A 17998-nucleotide genomic window follows, 5' to 3' on the forward strand; every position below is an offset into this window, starting at 1 on the left:
ATTCTGACCGAGGGCCGTCCGCTGCCCGCACGGCGCCCTGGCGATACTCCTGGGCCGTGTCGACCGCAGCGACCACGGCTTCGCTCCCGCCCTCCGGACTCGATTCCGCCCGGGGCTGCTCCCGACGGGGCGTTCCCGGGCGAGGCCGGTGTCATTCCTGACCTGCCCCGCCCGCACTGACGGCGGGACCGAGGATGCGGCACCGCCCACCGGAGAAGTGGGCCCCGGCGTGCGACCGGGGCCCACTGCCCGCCTGCGGGGTTCCCCCGCGTTCCACGGCCCGACGCGGGAAGCTGTCGGCGCCGTGGGCCGGAGCAGGTGCTACTTGGGCGGCAGGCTCGACGCGAAGGAGCAGCCCCGGTCGACCCAGTCCGCCAGGACTTCGTCTTCCGACAGGGCAGACGCCTCCACGACGACCCAACCGCGCATCGGGCGCCCGGTGAAGTCGAAGAGCCGCGCCCCGGGGCGCGCAAGGGCGGCTGTGGTGGACTCGGGACCCACTCTGACGATCAGTTCGTCGCCGATCACTCCGACGGCCAGGTTGCCCTGGAAGAGGAACGACAACCCGCCGAACATCCGCTTCTCGGTGACTCCCGGTTCCGTTCCCAGCCTGTCCCGGATCCTCTCCGCCAGTCCTTCGTCGAATGCCACGGGTCCTCCTCACCCTCCCCTGGGTCGCCGCACCTGGTGCTCCAGGCGCCCGCGGCAGGTCTCAGTCCTGCACGTCGCGTGCTCGATGATCTGCTGCACGGATCTCATGGTTCCGGCCTCCCGGCTCGGCCGCGCGGCAGACGACTGCTTCCTCCAGCGTCCGTCGGCGACGGGCAGCGCGCATGTCGCCCTGCGATGCGCCAGTGGCCGGCCGGCCGGTTTCGCCGCCTCCGGCCCAGCACGCCCACGGGGTCGTGCCGACCCGGCCGGGCTTCGACGGCAGCCCCGGGGCCGCAGCCGCGCGGGGACGACGCCGGGGCCTTCGGCCCGCGGCAGGCCCTGGTACCGGGCCGGACCAGGTGCGAGACTGGCCGGGAAGGACGGAGGCTGCCATGGGGTTCTATTCCGAGCAGGTCGTCCCGCGGATCATCAACGTGGTGTGCGGAGTCAAGGAAGCCCAGCATCTGCGGCGCCGGGTCTGCGAGGGCTTGGAGGGCGATGTCCTGGAGATCGGCTTCGGCTCCGGTCTGAACGTCCCCTTCTATCCGGAGGCCGTCACGCGCGTGGAGGCGATCGATCCCTCCGACGTGGGTTGGAAGCTGGCCGGCAAGCGCCTCGCGGCGACCCGCGTCCACGTGGAGCGCGCAGGCCTGGACGGCCAGGCGCTGCCGTTCGCGGACGACAGTTTCGACGCCGCCCTGTCGACCTGGGCCCTGTGCACCATCCCGGACGCCGACGCCGCCCTGCGTGAGGTGCGCCGCGTCCTCAAACCCGGAGGGACGCTCCACTTCCTCGAACACGGCCTGGCCCCCGCGGACGACGAGAGCGTGCGCCGCTGGCAGCACCGCCTCGACCCGCTGGAACAGCGACTCATGGACGGCTGCCACCTCACCCGGCCCGTGGTCGACATGCTGACCGCAGCGGGCTTCGTCATCACCGACCTCGACGTCTTCTACGAGAAGGGCGCACCGAAACCGATGGGTGCCGACTCGCTCGGGATCGCGGTGTCCCCCGGCTGACAGATGCCCGGAACGGGCCGAACTCCCGAGGGAGGGATCCATCCGGTGCCGCCGGACCGGCTCTCGGTCGAACCGACCGGATCCCCTCCGGATCCGTTCGGCCGACGCGATCCGCCCCGGTCCCCCGCACGCGGCTGCCCGGCCCGGCGGGCTGCCGGAGGGCCGCCCCGAGCCGGGACGGAGCCCCAATTCCGCGTCGCCGCTGCGGAAGTAGGCGGCGCCCGAGCTGCGCGCCGAGCGACGCCGACACCGACGCCGACGCCGACGCACAGTGGAGCCGGCCGCGCCCCGCGTCAGGGCCACGTGCGTGCCGGTGAGGACGACCGGCCCGGGCACGGGCCGGGCCCCCTGTCAGCCCTCGGTGCGGGCACGGTGACGCTCGACCAGCGCGGGCCGCGCCGCCTCGGCGACGAGGCGCTCGCCGCACGGGACCGGTGAGAGGAGCACGGGCGGCCGCGCCTGTACCTGCTCACCTGGGCGGACGACGTCCGGCGAACCGCCGTGTCAGCGGTCGGTTCCGGATCCCCGCCCGTGGTCACCTGATGGGGAGCCACCGGGCCGTCGACCTCACAGTGGGGAGCGCTCGGGGCCGCCTCAGCTCTGCGCGACGGGGCGGGCGTCCGAACAGGTGAGAGACCGCCGACACGGAACGCAGGACTGTTGTGCCGGGCCAGGCTGCGCGTCAGGCTCGCCGTTGGCAGGGAGACCGCGACGGCCGACGCGAGGCCTAAAGCCAGTGGCGGGCGCGCGTGCCGGGCCCGCGCGAGAGGAGCGAGGATGTCCACCGACAGGAACCCGACCACGAGGCTCGCCGACGGCGCCGAGATCCCGCTGCTCGGGCTCGGTGTCTGGCAGGTGCCCGACGGGCCCGAATGCGTCAACGCCGTCAGGTGGGCACTCGAGCTCGGATACACGCACATCGACACCGCGCAGGCCTACAGGAACGAGCGGAGCGTCGGCACGGCCCTGAAGGACAGCGGCGTCGACCGGGACAAGGTCTTCGTCACCACCAAGTTCCTGCCGAGCGGTGATGATCCGGTGGCCGCGATCGAGCAGAGCCTGCGCCGACTCGGCCTCGATTTCGTCGACCTGTACATCATCCACTGGCCGCAAGGCGGGCCCACCTGGGCATGGCCCGGCATGGAACGGGCACGGGAACGCGGCTACGCCCGCTCGATCGGCGTGTCGAACTTCAGCGCGGCGGAACTGGAGAGCCTGGCGCAGACCGCGCAGGTGATGCCGGTGGTGAACCAGGTGCACTTCAACCCCACCGCCTACCGCCGGGGCCTTCTTGAAGCCTGCCGGCAACGGGACGTGGCCCTCGAGGCGTACAGTCCGCTCGGCACCGGCAGGCTGCTGTCGGATCCGACCGTCGGCGCTGTCGCCGCGCGGCTCGCCTGCTCGCCCGCCCAGGTCCTGCTGCGCTGGTGCGTTCAGCGGGGCGTCCCGGTGGTCGCCAAGTCGACGCACCGCGACCGGATCGACGCCAACCGGCAGATCTTCGACTTCGAGCTCTCCGACGAGGATCTCGCGCGCCTGGATGCACTCGACCGCACCGGCGGTACGACGGCGGCGAACGAACATCCCTGGTGGTAGGCCGGTGCCAGGGCCTGTCTTGTGGATCAGCGACGCCTTCGTCCGCCGCGTCCTGTCGTCGGGCAGGACCTCCGACCGGTTGTCGGCCGGCGCCTTCATCGTCTGTTCGGCGACGTCCTCGGGGCTGAGCTGGAGGGCGCGGCGCTTCGAGCGGGGCGTCGGATCAGTGGAACATGTCGGGCATGAAGGCGAGTGGGACGTACCGAAGCGGAGCGCCGTACGACGAGCCCGACGCGCACCTGGTCGGCTCCGACAAGGTGATGGCGCGCCTGGTCCATGAGCTCGGCCCGATCAGTCCGCCCGTCGTGGCGGTGCCGGACGACCTGCTCGGGGCTCTGACGGCGGCGGTCGTGCGGCAGCAGGTGTCCGCCGCCGCGGCCGGCGCCATCTTCGACCGGCTGCTGCGCTACTTCGGCGGCCGGATGCCGGCGGCCGGCGAACTGCTGCACGCGGGCGAGGACTTGCGCACGACGGTGGGCCTGTCCCACGCGAAGGAGCGCACGCTGCGCGCGCTCGCGGGCCGCGTCCACGACGGGGTGCTGGACCTGGACCGGCTGCCGCGCCTGCCGGACGAGGAGGTCCTGCAGGCGCTGACGTCGGTGCCCGGGATCGGGCCCTGGACCGCTGGCGTGTTCATGATGTTCCGCCTCCACCGGTCGGACGTCATGCTCTCGGGCGACCTCGGCATCCGCAAGGGCGTCGAAGTCGCCTACCGCCTCGGCCGGCTGCCGTCCGCGAAGGCCGTGGACGAGATCGCGGCAGCTTGGCGTCCCTACCGCTCCCGCAGCTGCCTGTACCTGTGGGCGGTGCCGGTCGCGGCCCCGGAACGGCGGGACCCGCGGCCGGACCGGGAACGCGGCCCCGCGCGCAGCGAGTGAAGGGCGAGGAAGCAACAGTGCCGGTCCGGGACCTGCTCGAGGGGCGCAGGCACAGAACTTGGTTCCGCGCCGAAGGTGGGGGCGCGAGGCACCGGCCGCCGAAGCCCGGACCGGGCTGCAGCCCACGCGGCGCGCGCGGCTCACGCGTACAGGGGATGTCGCGGCCGGGCGCCGCGGGTGAGGATGGCCATGTCCGGGTGACCGATCGGATGGAGCATGATGGCAACGGACCACCAGCCATGAAGATCGCCGTGCTGGACGACTACCTGAGGGTCGCCCGGGGTCTGGCGGACTGGGACTCCCTCGGCGCCCAGGTCGACGTCTTCACCGAGCCGCTCCCGGACGAGGAGGCGGTCGTCACCGCGCTGTCCGGGTACGACGTGGTCGTGGCGATGCGCGAGCGGACCCCGTTCCCGGCATCGGTGCTGAGCCGGCTGCCGAAGTTGGCCCTGCTGGTCACCACCGGCCCGGGCAACGCGGCGATCGACCTCGACGCCGCCCGGCGCCTGGACATCACCGTCACCAGCACGCGGTACTTCCCGCAGCCCACCGTCGAGCTGACCTGGGCGCTGATCCTCGCCGCCGCCCGGCTGATCCCGCAGAGCGCCGAATCGGTCCGCCAGGGCGGCTGGCAGGTGGGGCTGGGCACGAGCCTGAACCGCACGACCCTCGGCATTCTGGGGCTCGGCAGCATCGGCACCCGGGTCGCCAAGGTCGGCCATGCCTTCGGCATGGAGGTCGTCGCCTGGAGCCAGAACCTGCGGCCCGAGGATGCCCAGGCCAAGGGGGTGCGGTACGTGTCGTGTGAGGAGCTGTTCGCCGGATCGGACGTCCTCAGCATCCACCTGCGGCTCAGCGAGCGGACCCGCGGGATCGTCGGCGCCGGCGAGCTGCGCCTGATGAAGGCGTCGTCGATCCTGGTCAACACCTCACGGGGGCCGCTGATCGACGAGGCCGCGCTGCTTCGCGCCCTGAACGAGAACTGGATCGCGGCCGCGGCGCTGGACGTCTTCGACCGCGAACCGCTGCCCGCGGAGCATCCCCTGCGCTCGGCGCCCAACACCGTCCTGACCCCGCACATCGGATATGTGGCCCGGGATCTGTTCGAGGTGTTCTACCGGGACGCGGTCGAGGACATCGCGGCCTGGTCCGCCGGCAGCCCGCTGCGGACTCTGACGCCGCCTGGTCCCCGGACTCAGGGACCAGGCCGCCAGCCGCCTGCCAGCGGCTGACGGGTGTCCAGCCGGCGGCCGCCTGCTAGCCGTCGGCGCGGAAGACGGGCCAGCCCACTTCGGTGACCAGCGCGCTCTCGTCGGTCACGTCGAGGGGGCTGCGCAGGTAGAACTCGCGCAGTGGGCCGTCGACGCCGATCTCGTGGCGCGCGACGTGCGTGCCCAGGTCGCCGTAGGTGAGATCGATGGTCTGCAGGGTCCCGCGGTGGACCGCGACCGCGAGTTCCCCACCGGGCACCACGACGGTGTCGATGCGGCCGACCGGCCGCACGTCGCCGTCGACCGGGACGAACACGAGCGCCTCGCCGCGCTCCTCTTCGAGCAGCGCGTTCGCGAAGAGACCGCCCATCGGGCCGGTGGTGTGCAGCGCGCGGGCCGTGGTGAAGCCGTGCAGCTCGCCCAGCGCGCCCTGCCACCAGCCGGCGAGGTCCTGTCGGTCGACGACCTCGCGGATCCCGATCGCCGCCTGTCGGCGGAGGGTGCGGTATTCGATGGTCGACCCGTGCGCGGGCCGGGCCAGCAGGGCGCGCAGTGATTCGACGGCGCTCTGTGCCTGCGCCAGCCGGTCCTCCAGACGGGCGAGGTGCGCGGCGATCAGCTCGTTGCGGGTGCTCGTATCTGCGGTAGCCAGCACCGCCTTCACCTCCGGCACTGGCATGTCGAGGTTCCGCAGACGCACGATCACCTGCGCGGTGGGCACCTGGTCCGGTGAGTAGTACCGGTAGCCGCTGCCCGGGTCGACAGCAGCCGGTGCGAGCAGACCGACGTCGTGGTAGTGCCGCAGGGTCTTGATGCTCAGATGGGTCGCACGGGAGAACTCGCCGACCGTCATGCCGGTGTGCATGGCACCAGTGTCAACCCTCCCCCTGCCGGAGGGTCCAACCGGGATCCGCGCTTGAGCCTCCGGCGGGGGGAGGGCCCAGGGTCGGCAGTGGGCGCCGCACGGCGCCGATGCCTCACGAGGAGAGTCGCCATGGACACGAACGCCCTGACCGCAGCACTGCCCCGGGCCGTCGCCACCTACGTCGAGGCGGTCAACGCCTTCGACGTCGACGCCGTCATGGCCACCTTCGCCGCCGACGCCGTGGTCAACGACGCCAGCCGCGAATTCGCCGACCCCGGCTCGATCCGTGCCTGGCTGGACCGCGAGATCGTCGGTGACAAGGTCACCATGGACGTGACAGAGCTCTCCCGGCACGGCGACCTGACGATCGTGCGGGCGCGCTACGACGGCGAGTACGACAAGACCAACCTGCCCGACGAACTGGTGCTCACCAACTACCTCACGATCGCCGACGGCAAGATCACCTCGCTCGTCATCGTGCACAACCAACCCTCCCCCTACTGAGAGCGGAACATCGCGCGAGCGGGCACGAAGCAGGCCCGACTCACGATGGGCCGGTCAAGGCGCCGGCCGACCTCAGGGACTGGGCGAACTCACTCGGGACCTGACAGTGTGCCCCCGCGGCCCTGGCCGGGTCTGCTGGTAGGCGTGGCCCACTCGCAGGAGGGTGGGCTCATCGAGGGGCCGGCCGAGCAGTTGGAGGCCGATGGGCATGCCCGCCGCGTCGTGGCCGACCGGAACGGTCAGGGCGGGCACTCCGGTGATGTTGGCGGGGGCGCAGAGGCGCACGTAGGCGTCGGAGACGCTCTCGGTCGTGCCGTCGGGCCAGGTGACCGTCTGCTCGTCGGCCCGGACCGCGGGCATCGGGACGGTGGGGGCGGCGATCACGTCGACCCGCTCCAGCATCCGTGCCCACTCGGCGCGCATGAGCGTGCGGGCGCGTTGAGCGCGCAGGTAGTCACCGGCGCTCATCAACTCGCTTGCCTCCAACAGGATGCGGACGTCCTCCTGGTACCGCTCGGGGACGGTGCGCAGGCTGCCTTCGTGGTAGGAGCCGGCCTCCGGCACCATCAGGCCCCACTGGGTGGCCTGGATGTAGCGGGTCATCGGGATGTCGACCTCGACGAGCTGTGCGCCCAGGGCTTCCAACTGTGCGACGGCGCTCCGGACGGCGGCCTCCACCTGCGGGTGGACGTGGTCGAAGTAGTAGGTGCGCGGCAGGCCGACGCGTAGCCCCGTCAGGTCGGTGGCGGGACCGGGCCGGTAGTCCGCGGCGGGCGCGGACAGGGACGCGGGGTCGCGCGGGTCGTGTCCCGCCAGCGCGGTCAGCACCAGGGCCGCGTCCTCGACGGTGCGGGTGATGGGGCCGACGTGGTCGAGCGACCACGACAGGGAGGTGACGCCGTGGCGCGGGACGAGACCGTAGGTCGGCTTGAGGCCGACGACCCCGTTGAGTGCGGCGGGCACCCGGATGGACCCGCCGGTGTCGGTGCCGAGGGCGAAGGTCGCGGTGCCTGACGCGACGGCGACCGCGGAGCCCCCGCTGGAGCCGCCGGCGACGCGCCCCGGATCCCAGGCGTTGCGGGTCTGCGGGGTGGTCAGGCCGAAGGCGAACTCGTGGGTGTGGGTCTTGCCGAGCAGGATCGCACCGGCTGCGCCCAGGCGCGCGGCGACCGCGCTGTCCGCTGTCGCACGATGGCCGGCGCGGACGCGGGAGCTGGCCGTGGTGGGCATCCCGCTGACGTCGATCAGGTCCTTGAGCGCCATCGGGATGCCGTGCAGCGGTCCCCGGTAACAGCCTTGCGCGACCTCGTGTTCGGCCTCGGCCGCCGCCCGGCGGGCCTGCTCCGCGGCGACCGTGACGTAGGCGCCGAGGTGCGGCTCCGCCTCCTCGACGCGGCCGAGGACGGAGTCGACCAGTTCCACCGGGGACAGTCGCCGGGCACGTATCGCGTCGGCGGCCTCCGCAAGGGACAGTTCATGCGGCTGCATCGTGCTCCTCCTGTCCGGCCCGGTACGCGGCGGCGGGCGGGACGTCCGCGAGGTCCAGCTCGCGCAGGACCGCGACGACGCGGTGGATGTGGTCGGCGACCGCGGCGACCGCGGCGTGGCGCTCGGCCGGCAGCACGAGTCCGGCGCGCGCCGCCCAGCGGGCGGCCTCCGCTGGGGTGAGTTCGACGGCGGACACAGGTGTTCTCCCTGTCGGTGTCGTTCGGATCGGCGCGGCAACCACCGACCAAAGAAAGGCTAAGGATTTGCTTTGGTTGGCGCCGGAGGCCGCGATGGCTCGCAAGCCCTGCGAGAGCGGCGGAACCGAGCCCGTCGCGCGGTCAAGGCTCGGCGGCCGGCCCGTCGCGCGCTCAGGCCGCGGTGGCCGGGATGTCGACGCCGGGCTCGGCGAGGAGCCGGTAGCGGCCGTTCGTCCGGCGGACGGTGCCGGCCGTGGGCCGCGGAAAGTGGGTGCCCATGAGCAGCGCGTCGGTGTCCGCCAGGCCCTCGAGCAGCCGGGCGCGGGTGCGGACGGCCTCGGCGGAGTCGATGTCGACGCAGCTGTGCACGTGGGGGTGGGACAGCTGCACGGGGTGGTGGATGCTGTCGCCGGTGATCAGCGCGCGGCGGTCGCTGCCGCGCAGTTCGACGGCGACCTGTCCCGGGGTGTGGCCCGGCGCGGGGACCAGGAGGACGCCCGGCGCGACCTCGTGCCCGTGCTCGGGCACGTCCACGAGGTCGTACTGCCCTGCGTCGCGGACGGGGTGGACGGAGTCGCGGAACATCTGGGCGCGCGCCTCGTCCAGGTCGGCGGCGGCCCAGTGGTCCCACTCCGTGCGACTGGTGAGGTACCGGGCGCGCGGGAAGGCGGGAACCCAGTCCTCTCCGGCGAGCCGGGTGTTCCAGCCGACGTGGTCGGTGTGCAGGTGCGTGGTGATCACCAGGTCCACGGACTCGGGCGGGAAGCCGGCCGCCGCCAGGCGCTGCGGGAAGTCGGTGTCGAGCCCGTTCCAGGCCGGGTTGGCGCGGGGCTTGGCGTTGCCGATGCCGGTGTCGACGACGATCCGCAGCCCGCCCGCCTCCACCGCGAAGCTGTGGCTCGCCAGGCGGGGGACGTCGGCGTCGGCGAAGTCGGGCCGCAGCCACGGTGCCTCGTCCAGTACCTCCTTGGTGGCGTGCGGCAGCAGCCAGGGTCCCGTCTGCCGCGGCAGTTCGATCTCGTCGACGCGGTGGACGGCGATGTCACCGAGGCTCCATCGGGCGCTTGCGTGGAAAGCGGCCTCGGGTGTCGCAGTGCTCATCGGTGGGTCCTTTCGGATGGGCGGGCCGGCACGGAAGGGCAGCTCTCGCATCTAAAAGCAAATTCTTTGCCTTAGGAGGAGACACTAGGCCCGCGACCACCAAAACGCAAACGCTTAGCTTTTAGGCGAAGGGAGTGGAGCTCCGTCCGAGCGCCGTCGCCACCAGGCGGTCGGTGTAGGCGGCCGTCAGGTCCGAGGGGCGGAACAGGATGCGGTACATCAGCGGGGCCACGACGGCGTCCAGCAGGGACTCCACATCGGGGACGGCCTCCCCGCGCCCGGCCGCGCGCACGCCGATGGCCTTCAACTGCTCGGCGGCGTAGTCGGAGCAGCGAACCGCGTTGCCGTGTTCGGGGTCGCCCAGCAGGGCGTCACGGATGTAGGTGCGGCCCGCCGTCGAGGACATCTCCTCCGCGAACTGCACCGCCCAGGCCTCGAGGTCCGCCCGCAGGCTGCCGTGGTCGGTCGGCGCGCCGTCGGGGCGCAGCCGCTCGACGGCCACGTCGGACAGCAGTTCCCGCAGGTCCCCCCAGCGCCGGTAGACGGTCGACGGCGTCACTCCCGCGCGCGCGGCGATCAGCGGCACGGTGAGCGCGTCCCGCCCCACCTCCGCCTCCAGATCGCGGACGGCCTGGTGCACGGACTGCTGGACGCGGGCGCTGCGCCCGCCGGGGCGTGTGGTCGCTCGGGCACTCATGCGCACAGCTTAATGCGAAGAAAATGCGTCTGGGCCGGACCGTGCGGTGTGGCCGTCCGCCGTTGCCCCGGACGGCCACATCAGGTGGTTCACGTGCTGCTGGACCTCGTCAGGGCCCGGGCCGTGTCAGGGCCCGGACCGACGCGTCAGGGCAGTGTCCAGTTCTGGGCTCCGGTGCCGTTGCAGGTGTAGAGCTGGAGCCCGGTCCCGGGTGAGGTGGAGGATCCGGGGTCGTCGAGGCATTTGCCGGACTCGGGGTTGACCAGCGAGTTGCTCGTGCCCGCTTTCCACTGCTGTGCGCCTGTGCCGTTGCAGGTGTACCACTGGATCACGGTGCCGTTGGCGGTGCCGCTGGACTTGGCGTCGAGGCATCCGCCGACCACCCGCAGGGTGCCGTCCGACTCGACCGTCCACTGCTGGGCGGCGGTGCCGTTGCAACCCCAGATCTGGATCCGGTTGCCGTTGGACGCGGCGCCGTTGTTGTCGTCGGCGCACAGGTTCGACGCCACGCCCGAGACGATCGCCCCGGTCGGCGCGGCAGTCGCGCCGGTGAATCCGATCGCGAAGACGTGCAGGGCGCCGCTGGAGGTGTCGGAGGGCAGGCGGACGTCGGTGACCGTCTTGCCGGAGGCCAGGTCCACGGGCGCGGTGGCGAAGACGTAGGTCTTCGCCGGGTCGGTGGAGGCGCCGGCGTGGTTGCGGTAGGTGGTGGTCACGGCGGTGGTGTTGCCGGCAAGTGGCGTGGCCGAGCCGCCGTTCAGGGTCCAGTCGGAGAGGGAGACAGCCACGGACTGGCTGGTGCCGTCGGTGTAGTCGACGGTGGCGGTGCCGCTGGAGGGGCCGTTGTTGGCGGACCCGAGGAAGGAGATCGCGCCCGAGCCCGAGGCCGGGACGGTCTGGCCGTTGGCGGTGTAGTTGTCGGGCTGCCCGGCCGCGGGGGCGGGCCAGGTGAAGGTGGTTCCGGCGGCGCTGACCGTGGAGCCCGGGTTGACTCCCGCGGAGGACAGGGCGGTGGCGGAGTAGCTGTAGCCGCTTCCGTCGAAGTCGGCCGAGGAGGAGGCGGAGTCCGCCGATACGCCCGTGTTGCCGTAGCCGGGCGAGCCCGGGTAGGAGGGCGGTGCGGCGGATGCGGCGGCGGCCCAGGCGGTGTTCGCGGAGGTGCCCAGGGTGAAGGTCAGCGTGCCGCCGCTGGTGATGCTGCCGGTGGGTGCGGCCGCGCTGTTCCACGCGGAGCCGTTCCAGGTGGCCGACTGGACGTAGGGGGCGTTGTCGGCGGCGCCCTGGCCGTTGAGCGTCAGGGTGTTGCCGCTGGGAAGGGTGACGACGGCCTGGGTGAACAGGGGGCTGCCGAGCGCCAGGTCGGACGTGCCGGGCGTCTCCGGGTACATGCCCAGGGCCGACCACACGTACCAGGAGCTCATCTCGCCGAGGTCGTCGTTGCCGGCCAGGCCCGAGGGGGCGTCGGTCCAGATCTGGTCCTGGACCTGCCGCACGACCTGCTGGGTGAGGTAGGGCCGGCCGATGTAGTCGTACTCCCAGGGGATGTCCAGGCTGGGCTCGTTGCCGAGGTCGGTGTAGCCGTTCGCGCCGGTCAGCGAGGACAGGTCGGTGGTGAGGTAGTTCGCCATCGCCGTGTCGCCGCCCATCGCGGTCGCGAGCCCGTGCAGGTTGAACGGCACCATCGGCGTGTACTGCCAGGCGTCGCCTTCGACGAAGTTGCTGCCGGAGGTCGCGGAGAATCCCCCGGTCCACGAGCCGGACTTGTCGCGTGGCTGGATGAATCCCGTACCGGTGTGGAACAGGTTGCGCCAGTCCTGCGCCCTGTTCGCGAAGGCGGTCTGGTCGGTGGTGTCGCCGAGCGCGCCGGCCAGGGCGGAGACGGCGAAGTCCGCGCTGTCGTACTCGAGCGTGGTGGACGCGGGGCCGTAGAAGTTGCAGCAGCCGTAGCTTCCGTCACTGGGCAGGTAGCCGAGCTGCTCCAGGTAGGTGAGGCCGGGGCGGTTGTTGTTGGCGTTGGTCGCCTCCGCGACCATGTCCGTCAGCGCGGTCGCGCTGTCGAAGGCGGTCGCCCCGAAGGCGTGGTAGTCGGCGAGGATGGCGTCGGCTGGGTCGCCGACCATCACGTACGTCTCGCCGTTGTCCTCGGACCACTTGGGGAACCGGCCGGTCTGGGCGTAGTCGTCGACCATCGACTGGGCGGTGTCCGAGGCGGCCTGCGGGTCGATCAGGGCCTCGAGTTGGGCTTGCGAGCGGTAGACGTCCCAGCCCGAGTAGTTGGCGTAGGCGGCGCTGTGGCCGGAGTCGACGACGTGGGTCTTGGCGTCGAAGCCGTCGTACTGGCCGTTGGTGTCGCTGATGACGTTGGGGTGGAGCAGCGAGTGGTAGAGCGCGGTGTAGAAGACCGTCTGCTGGGCGGCCGTGCCGCCCGCGACGGCGACCCGGCCGAGCAGGGCGTTCCATGCCTGCTGGGCGCTGCTCTCGGTGCCGCTGAAGTTCCATCCGGGGTTCTCGGCCGTGCGGTTGGCGACGGCGTTCGCGGTGGAGACGTAGGAGACGCCGACCTTGGCCTGGACGACCTGGGTACCGGTGGTGTTGAACGTGATGTAGCCGTCGTTGGCGGCCGTCTGCGGGGTGGCGGCGCTGGATCTTCTTGGCGCGGCGCCGTGGAGGGTCGGTCTGTTCCGCTGTTCGGGCTGGCTCTGGCCTGGGCGGGCGCCTGCCGACGGGGGCGGCGTGGCCTTGACCGCCTGCGTGCCGTTGGAGGTGAACGGCTGATCGAAGACCATGTCGAAGTAGACCGTGTAGCTGTTGCCGCCGCCGCAGAAGTTGCCGCTGGTGACCTGCCCGCTCACCTCCTGGTTGTTCACGACCGTGAACTGGGTGTTGGAGTCGCCGTTCTGACTGCCGGCCAGTTTGAAGACCAGATTGGCCTGTGTGGTGGCCGGAAAGGTGAAGCGGGCCATGCCGCTGCGGGTCGTGGCGGTGAGCTCGGTCTTCACGCCGTTGCTCAGCGACACCGAGTAGGAGCCGGGAGAGGCGGACTCGTTGGCGTGGGAGAACGCGTCCGTGGCACTGGTGGAGACGGTGCCGACGGTGGGCAGGACGGGGATGTCGCCGGCCGCGCCGCAGCCGGGGCCCGCGATATGGGTGAGGCTGAACCCGGTGATCGAGGAGTCCTTGTACTCGTAGCCGCCGCCGTCGGGCCGTGACGGAGTGTCAGGACTCCACTGCACCATGCCGAACGGCGTGTCGGCTCCGGGAAAGTCGTCGGCGGAGTTCGATGTGCCGATGAACGGGTTGACGAGCGAGGCCGGCGCGGTGACCAGCGCCGCACGGGAGTGCTGCGCCGGCCGCGCCTGCGCCGACGCGGGGGCGGCGGTCGCCAGCAGCAACCCGGCCGCCAGCAGGGCTAAGGCGCCCCGGTGCCTTCCGCTTGGGTTTCCCATCTCGGAGTCCCTTCTGGTGCGTCAACTCATGACAGGGCCAGGGGTCTGACAACTGACAACGTTGTCATCAACAACGAAACTGTGGACGGAGCGTCACTCCACCCGCACAAACTGTCAAGACAGTCCGCACAACACTGCTCACCGAGCTCGCAGGCGACCTCTTCCAGGGGGCGGCCTGACACAGCTTCTGAGGGCCTGGGAGGTCGCACTGATAACGTTGTCGTGTCGGGTTCGGCCGCTTCCGCAGGTGAACTCCGGCCCGCCTACCGGCACGAGGGACGCCACGCACTGGCCCGGAGCGCACCGACGGCTTCGACATCCGTGGCGAGGGCGGTGCCCGGCTCTCCTGCGCGGCCCCGAGGCCCCAGGACGGCGGGTGACGGGCCGAGGCCGGCGCCTTCCCCGGAGGGCGGCACCGGCCTCGGCTTCTTTCAGCTGATCGCCGCCCACTGGTGCACGCTGCCCTGGTGGACCGCGGCGTAGACGCGGTCGCGCAGCAGGTTGGCGTCCTGGTCGGTGAGGGTGCGGTCCACGTGTCGCAGGACCACCTTGAGGAGGACGTTCTTCTGGTCCGGGCGGGCGCCGAGCCGCTTCAGCGCCTGCGGCGGGAGTTCCGCGCAGGGCGTCTGGGAGAGGATCTCGACCGCCTCCACGCAGTCGGCGTCCGCTCCCAGCGCGTCACGGACCCGGTCGCCGAGGTCTTCGGCCAGGTCGTCGCAGTCGACCGCGACGGAAAGGTCCCGCCGGATCATCGGCATGGCGGACACGGCCCGGTAGGAGGCGAGGTCGGTCATCTGGGCGGCCACGGACGGTTCGGCGGAGCGCAGCATGGGGATGTCCGGGATGCCCTTGAGCAGCATCAGCATCCGGTCGAGCCCCATGCCGAGCGCGAGGCCGCTCCACGAGGCGTCCAGACCGGCCCGCTCCAACACCTGCGGGTGCGCCAGGCCGCATTCCGCGACCTCCACCCACTCGCCGTCGCGATCCACGTCCACCTGACGGCCGGAGAGGGTGTAGGGGTGGACGCGGTCCTCGTGACGGTGCTCCGCGCCGGGGAGGATCCCCGCGACGAGGGAGGTGACCATGTCGTCCAGGTCGTGGGTGGTCATGGGGGTCGGGCGGCGGGTGACGCGCCACAGGTCCACCTGGTGGGGAGTCCCGGTGTGCAGCCGGTCGATGCTGTCGCGGCGGTAGACCACTCCGGGGCAGACCAGGAGCACGTCGTCGGCCGGGTCTGCGGCAAGGGCGCGCAGCGCGGCCGGGATCAGCGCGCTGGAGTGGCTGCGCAACATGGTCCGGTCGTCGACGTAGCGCGTGTAGCGGGTGTCGCGGGTGATGTCGTCGGTGCGGTAGCCGAGGTTGTCGTAGTTGTCCTCGACGGTGACGGTGCGCTCGCCGCGGTACCAGCGGACCTCGCAACCCCAGCGGTTCGCCAGCGCGTCGACGGCACGGCCCAGCACGAGCTGGAGCGCGTGCGGGCCGGCGGCCGGGTCGGTGAGGTCGCGGATGGACAGGTCGTGGATGAGCTGTCCGGCGGAAAGGTGAGCAGGCATGTCGGCCTCCTGGCCAAGAGCAGTGACGGGGTTTCACAACCCCCCAGCCCCTGGGCCTGGCCGCTCTACGGGGTCAGCCGCCTCAGCTCTGAAGACGTGGCGAAGTCCGACCCCTGCGGCGCCCTTCGGGGGCCGGGGGGCCGGTAAATCGGCGAGAGATCGCTACGACGGCCACAGCAGGACTATAGCCGGGCCGAGGCTCCGGCCTCACCTGAGGCCGCCGCACGGCAGCGCACCCCAAGTTCCCGTCGCGGGCCTTAGGGTGGCGGCATGGACGAGTACGCGGTCCCGATCCTCCCGAGCCGGGACCTGGACGAGACGCTGGAGTTCTACGGCCGTCTGGGCTTCGAGTCCCGTGGCCGCTGGGACGGGCCGGACGGCTACCTGATCGTCGTCCGCGGCACGGTGGAACTCCACTTCCGCCACGACCCCGGGGTGGACCCCTTGGCGACCGCGGGCAGCTGCTACCTCCAGGTCCGGGACGCGGACGCGCTGCATCAGGCCTGGGCAGGCATCGGCGTCCCCACCGAGCCGGCCACCGGCAGCAGGCTGATGCCGGTGACCGACACCGACTACCGCATGCGGGAGTTCGCCCTGGTCGACCGCAGCGGCAACCTGCTGCGGATCGGCAGCCCGCAGGGTTCCTAGCCCCTTGCGTCGGTCAGGGACCACCCCAGACACTCCTCCGTGCCGGCGCGTCCAGGCATCCGTCCCCGCATCGAGGCCTACGGCCGTCCCGGCGGCTGCGCCCCGCGCCGGCTGTTCAGGCCCGCGCGAACGCCGCGCGGGGGTAGCCGAGTTCGCGGAGGCACAGGCTGCCGGCGGTCCCGTGGGCCTTGCCCCGGGCTGTCCCACAACGCCGTCGACGCGGGATCAGCCTGCGTTCAGCGGCTCTGCGGCTCGGCGTCGCCGGGCCTGAAGCGGGCCCGCGAAGGACTTGCGCAGGGACGAGGGGGCGACAGCGGGGAGCAGCGACGCCAGCAGCTTTCCCTTCAGGGTGCTCGGTGTCCGGGTCAACTGGACGTCGACGCGGGTGCCGTCAGCCTGCGGGGTCATCCGGAACACCCAACCACCCCCAGGCCCGAACAGCTTGGAGTCGAGGGTGGTGATGACGACCTCGTCTCCCCCGGGTTCCCAGTCGTAGCGCGCCCGCTCCCACGCCGCGCTCGTTCCCTCGGTGACCTCGGCCCAGTTCTCCCCCAGGCCGTGGACCTCGAAGTGCTCCCTGTCGATGCTGGGCCAGGCCTTCGCCCGGGTCGGGCTGAAGTCGGTGAGCGCCTCCAGCACGCCGGAGGGGCTCAGCGAGGAGACGAGATGGAACTTGACGACGGTCACAGATGGCTCCATGGATGTGGGCGGGGGCACCGCTCGTCGGCGCGTAACCACTCTGGCAGGTTACTCATCACGGTGCAAGGCTGGCTGACGGGACCGGATCCGCCACCACACGCGGGTGCCACCCGTGGGCATGCTTGCCTCGCACGGCCGCTGACGCCGCGAACCCAGGAGGAGATCATGTCCGCATCCACCCCTGCGCCCGCCGGCGCGGCGCCGAGCCACCGCGCCATCGAGAACCTGATCGCCCGTTACGCCGAGCTCGTGGACGACGGCGATTTCACCGCGCTGGGCAACCTCCTCGGCGATGCCACCTTCACCGGCAGCGGCGAACCCGTGAGGGGCGGCGAGGCGATCACGAAGATGTTCCAGCACACGGTCATCGTCTACGCCGACGGCACCCCGCGAACGCAGCATGTCGTCACCAACGTCGCCGTGGAGGTCGACGAGCACAACGGCCGGGCGCTCGCCCGTTCCTACGTCACCGTGCTGCAGTCGTTGCCCGACCTGCCGTTGCAGCCCATTGCGGGCGGCCGCTACCACGACCGTTTCGAGCGGCGTGCCGGCCGGTGGCGCTTCGTGGAACGCAGAGTCGTGATCAACCTCGTCGGCGACGTCAGCCGCCACCTCCGCCGACGGTAGCCACCCCTGGATCCGCCGACCCTCCCCGCTCTGGGTGTTCTGTTCCCACGACACGTCCCCCGCGCACATGTCCCCTGACATGTGCGCGGGGGCAACCGTCATCTGACGGATGCTGATCGCCTCAGGCTGGCCAGTCAGGCCGGTTACTCATGGCCGCCCCCGAGCAGCAGGTGCGGCCAAGTCCTGCGGCCCCCCGGCTTCCAACCATGCACTCTGATCCCGCAGATGCACCCGGCAGGCGCACCAGGTGCACCAGGCGCCCTTGACGCGCCAGGGCAGGAGCGCCAGGATGAGTAACCGGTTAAACCGGTGATGGCGTGACGGCGTGACGCCTCATCGGATCCCTATGCACGAGGAGACACGCAATGACAGTCAGCTACACCGGCGTGGTCACGGTGACGGGAGAGGGCCGCAACGGCGGACAGGTCGCCGCCAGCGACGGCCACCTGACGACCGCCCTCGCCATCCCGGAGGAGCTGGGCGGCGCAGGCGGCGCCACCAACCCGGAGCAACTGTTCGCCGCCGGCTGGGGCGCCTGCTTCCTCGGGGCCGTCCGTCGCGCCGCGGCCGAGCGCAACGTCCGGCTGACCAGTACCGCCATCACCGTCGAGGCGACCCTGACCCACGGCGACGACGGCGAGTTCGGACTCAGCGCCGTCCTCAACCTCGAACTCGGCGGGGTCGACCAGGAGACCGCGGTCGTGCTCGGCAACGCCGCGCACCAGATCTGCCCCTACTCCAAGGCCACCCGCGGCAACATCCCGGTCACCGTCAACGCCTCCGCCGTGACCGGCTAACGCGGCTGCTGCGTCTCCGCC

17 protein-coding genes are annotated in these 17998 nt (G+C 71.7%); 8 read left to right on the top strand and 9 right to left on the bottom strand.

Annotation, left to right across the window (positions count from 1 at the left end; genetic code table 11):
* Positions 1–321 precede the first annotated feature (321 nt).
* A complete protein-coding gene (locus tag TR50_RS32845; protein ID WP_042430891.1) occupies positions 322–651 on the bottom strand; it encodes a TfoX/Sxy family protein in 330 nt (109 codons plus the stop codon).
* A gap of 392 nt (positions 652–1043) precedes the next feature.
* Here TR50_RS32845 and TR50_RS32850 point away from each other — a divergent pair, with 392 nt between their 5' ends.
* The 4 genes from TR50_RS32850 (at position 1044) to TR50_RS32865 (ending at position 5376) form a co-directional block, all read left to right on the top strand.
* Positions 1044–1670, top strand: a complete 627-nt coding sequence (locus TR50_RS32850) for a class I SAM-dependent methyltransferase (protein ID WP_042430894.1) — start codon at positions 1044–1046, stop codon at positions 1668–1670.
* Positions 1671–2447: 777 nt separating this feature from the next.
* Positions 2448–3266 (top strand): aldo/keto reductase, encoded by an 819-nt coding sequence (locus tag TR50_RS32855; protein WP_042430898.1) that lies wholly within the window; start codon positions 2448–2450, stop codon positions 3264–3266.
* Positions 3267–3448: 182 nt separating this feature from the next.
* The gene (locus tag TR50_RS32860; protein ID WP_052441629.1) at positions 3449–4144 is read left to right on the top strand and encodes a DNA-3-methyladenine glycosylase family protein; all 696 of its coding nucleotides are present in this window, start codon (positions 3449–3451) and stop codon (positions 4142–4144) included.
* 239 nt (positions 4145–4383) lie between these two features.
* Positions 4384–5376 (top strand): D-2-hydroxyacid dehydrogenase family protein, encoded by a 993-nt coding sequence (locus TR50_RS32865; RefSeq protein ID WP_042430901.1) that lies wholly within the window; start codon positions 4384–4386, stop codon positions 5374–5376.
* 25 nt (positions 5377–5401) lie between these two features.
* On the opposite strand, the gene TR50_RS32870 is transcribed toward TR50_RS32865, so the two are convergent.
* Positions 5402–6220, bottom strand: a complete 819-nt coding sequence (locus TR50_RS32870) for a MerR family transcriptional regulator (protein ID WP_042430904.1) — start codon at positions 6218–6220, stop codon at positions 5402–5404.
* A 129-nt stretch (positions 6221–6349) separates the two neighbouring features.
* On the opposite strand from TR50_RS32870, the gene TR50_RS32875 reads away from it, so the two are divergent.
* Positions 6350–6724 carry a nuclear transport factor 2 family protein gene (locus TR50_RS32875; RefSeq protein WP_042430905.1) on the top strand — a complete coding sequence of 125 codons (375 nt, stop codon included), beginning with the start codon at positions 6350–6352 and terminating at the stop codon, positions 6722–6724.
* A gap of 72 nt (positions 6725–6796) precedes the next feature.
* Here the strand turns inward: TR50_RS32875 and TR50_RS32880 are convergent, their stop codons facing one another.
* The 6 genes from TR50_RS32880 to srmL all read right to left on the bottom strand — a co-directional run bounded on the left by TR50_RS32880 (position 6797) and on the right by srmL (position 15206).
* Entirely contained in the window at positions 6797–8212 is a 1416-nt protein-coding gene (locus TR50_RS32880; RefSeq protein ID WP_042430906.1) for an amidase, read from the bottom strand.
* Positions 8199–8408, bottom strand: a complete 210-nt coding sequence (locus TR50_RS32885) for a hypothetical protein (protein ID WP_042430909.1) — start codon at positions 8406–8408, stop codon at positions 8199–8201. Before TR50_RS32885 ends, TR50_RS32880 begins: the two co-directional genes overlap by 14 nt.
* A 172-nt stretch (positions 8409–8580) precedes the next feature.
* A complete protein-coding gene (locus TR50_RS32890) occupies positions 8581–9510 on the bottom strand; it encodes an MBL fold metallo-hydrolase (protein WP_042430912.1) in 930 nt (309 codons plus the stop codon).
* Positions 9511–9631: 121 nt separating this feature from the next.
* Positions 9632–10207 carry a TetR/AcrR family transcriptional regulator gene (locus TR50_RS32895; protein ID WP_042430916.1) on the bottom strand — a complete coding sequence of 192 codons (576 nt, stop codon included), beginning with the start codon at positions 10205–10207 and terminating at the stop codon, positions 9632–9634.
* 146 nt (positions 10208–10353) lie between these two features.
* Entirely contained in the window at positions 10354–13653 is a 3300-nt protein-coding gene (locus TR50_RS32900; protein WP_084701373.1) for a lectin, read from the bottom strand.
* A gap of 431 nt (positions 13654–14084) precedes the next feature.
* Positions 14085–15206, bottom strand: coding sequence for a PheS-related mystery ligase SrmL (gene srmL, locus TR50_RS32905; protein ID WP_042430918.1), 1122 nt, complete (start codon positions 15204–15206; stop codon positions 14085–14087).
* Positions 15207–15476: 270 nt separating this feature from the next.
* On the opposite strand from srmL, the gene TR50_RS32910 reads away from it, so the two are divergent.
* The gene (locus tag TR50_RS32910) at positions 15477–15854 is read left to right on the top strand and encodes a bleomycin resistance protein (protein WP_042430920.1); all 378 of its coding nucleotides are present in this window, start codon (positions 15477–15479) and stop codon (positions 15852–15854) included.
* Positions 15855–16079: 225 nt separating this feature from the next.
* On the opposite strand, the gene TR50_RS32915 is transcribed toward TR50_RS32910, so the two are convergent.
* Entirely contained in the window at positions 16080–16541 is a 462-nt protein-coding gene (locus TR50_RS32915; protein ID WP_042430923.1) for a hypothetical protein, read from the bottom strand.
* Positions 16542–16718: 177 nt separating this feature from the next.
* Here TR50_RS32915 and TR50_RS32920 point away from each other — a divergent pair, with 177 nt between their 5' ends.
* Both TR50_RS32920 and TR50_RS32925 read left to right on the top strand, forming a co-directional pair.
* Complete coding sequence (locus TR50_RS32920) at positions 16719–17180, top strand: nuclear transport factor 2 family protein (RefSeq protein WP_042430927.1); 462 nt, start codon at positions 16719–16721, stop codon at positions 17178–17180.
* Between the two features lie 365 nt (positions 17181–17545).
* Complete coding sequence (locus tag TR50_RS32925; RefSeq protein WP_042430929.1) at positions 17546–17977, top strand: Ohr family peroxiredoxin; 432 nt, start codon at positions 17546–17548, stop codon at positions 17975–17977.
* The last annotated feature ends 21 nt before the right edge of the window (positions 17978–17998 follow it).

Origin of the sequence: Streptacidiphilus anmyonensis (genome assembly GCF_000787855.1) — a bacterium.
Classification (GTDB): domain Bacteria; phylum Actinomycetota; class Actinomycetes; order Streptomycetales; family Streptomycetaceae; genus Streptacidiphilus; species Streptacidiphilus anmyonensis.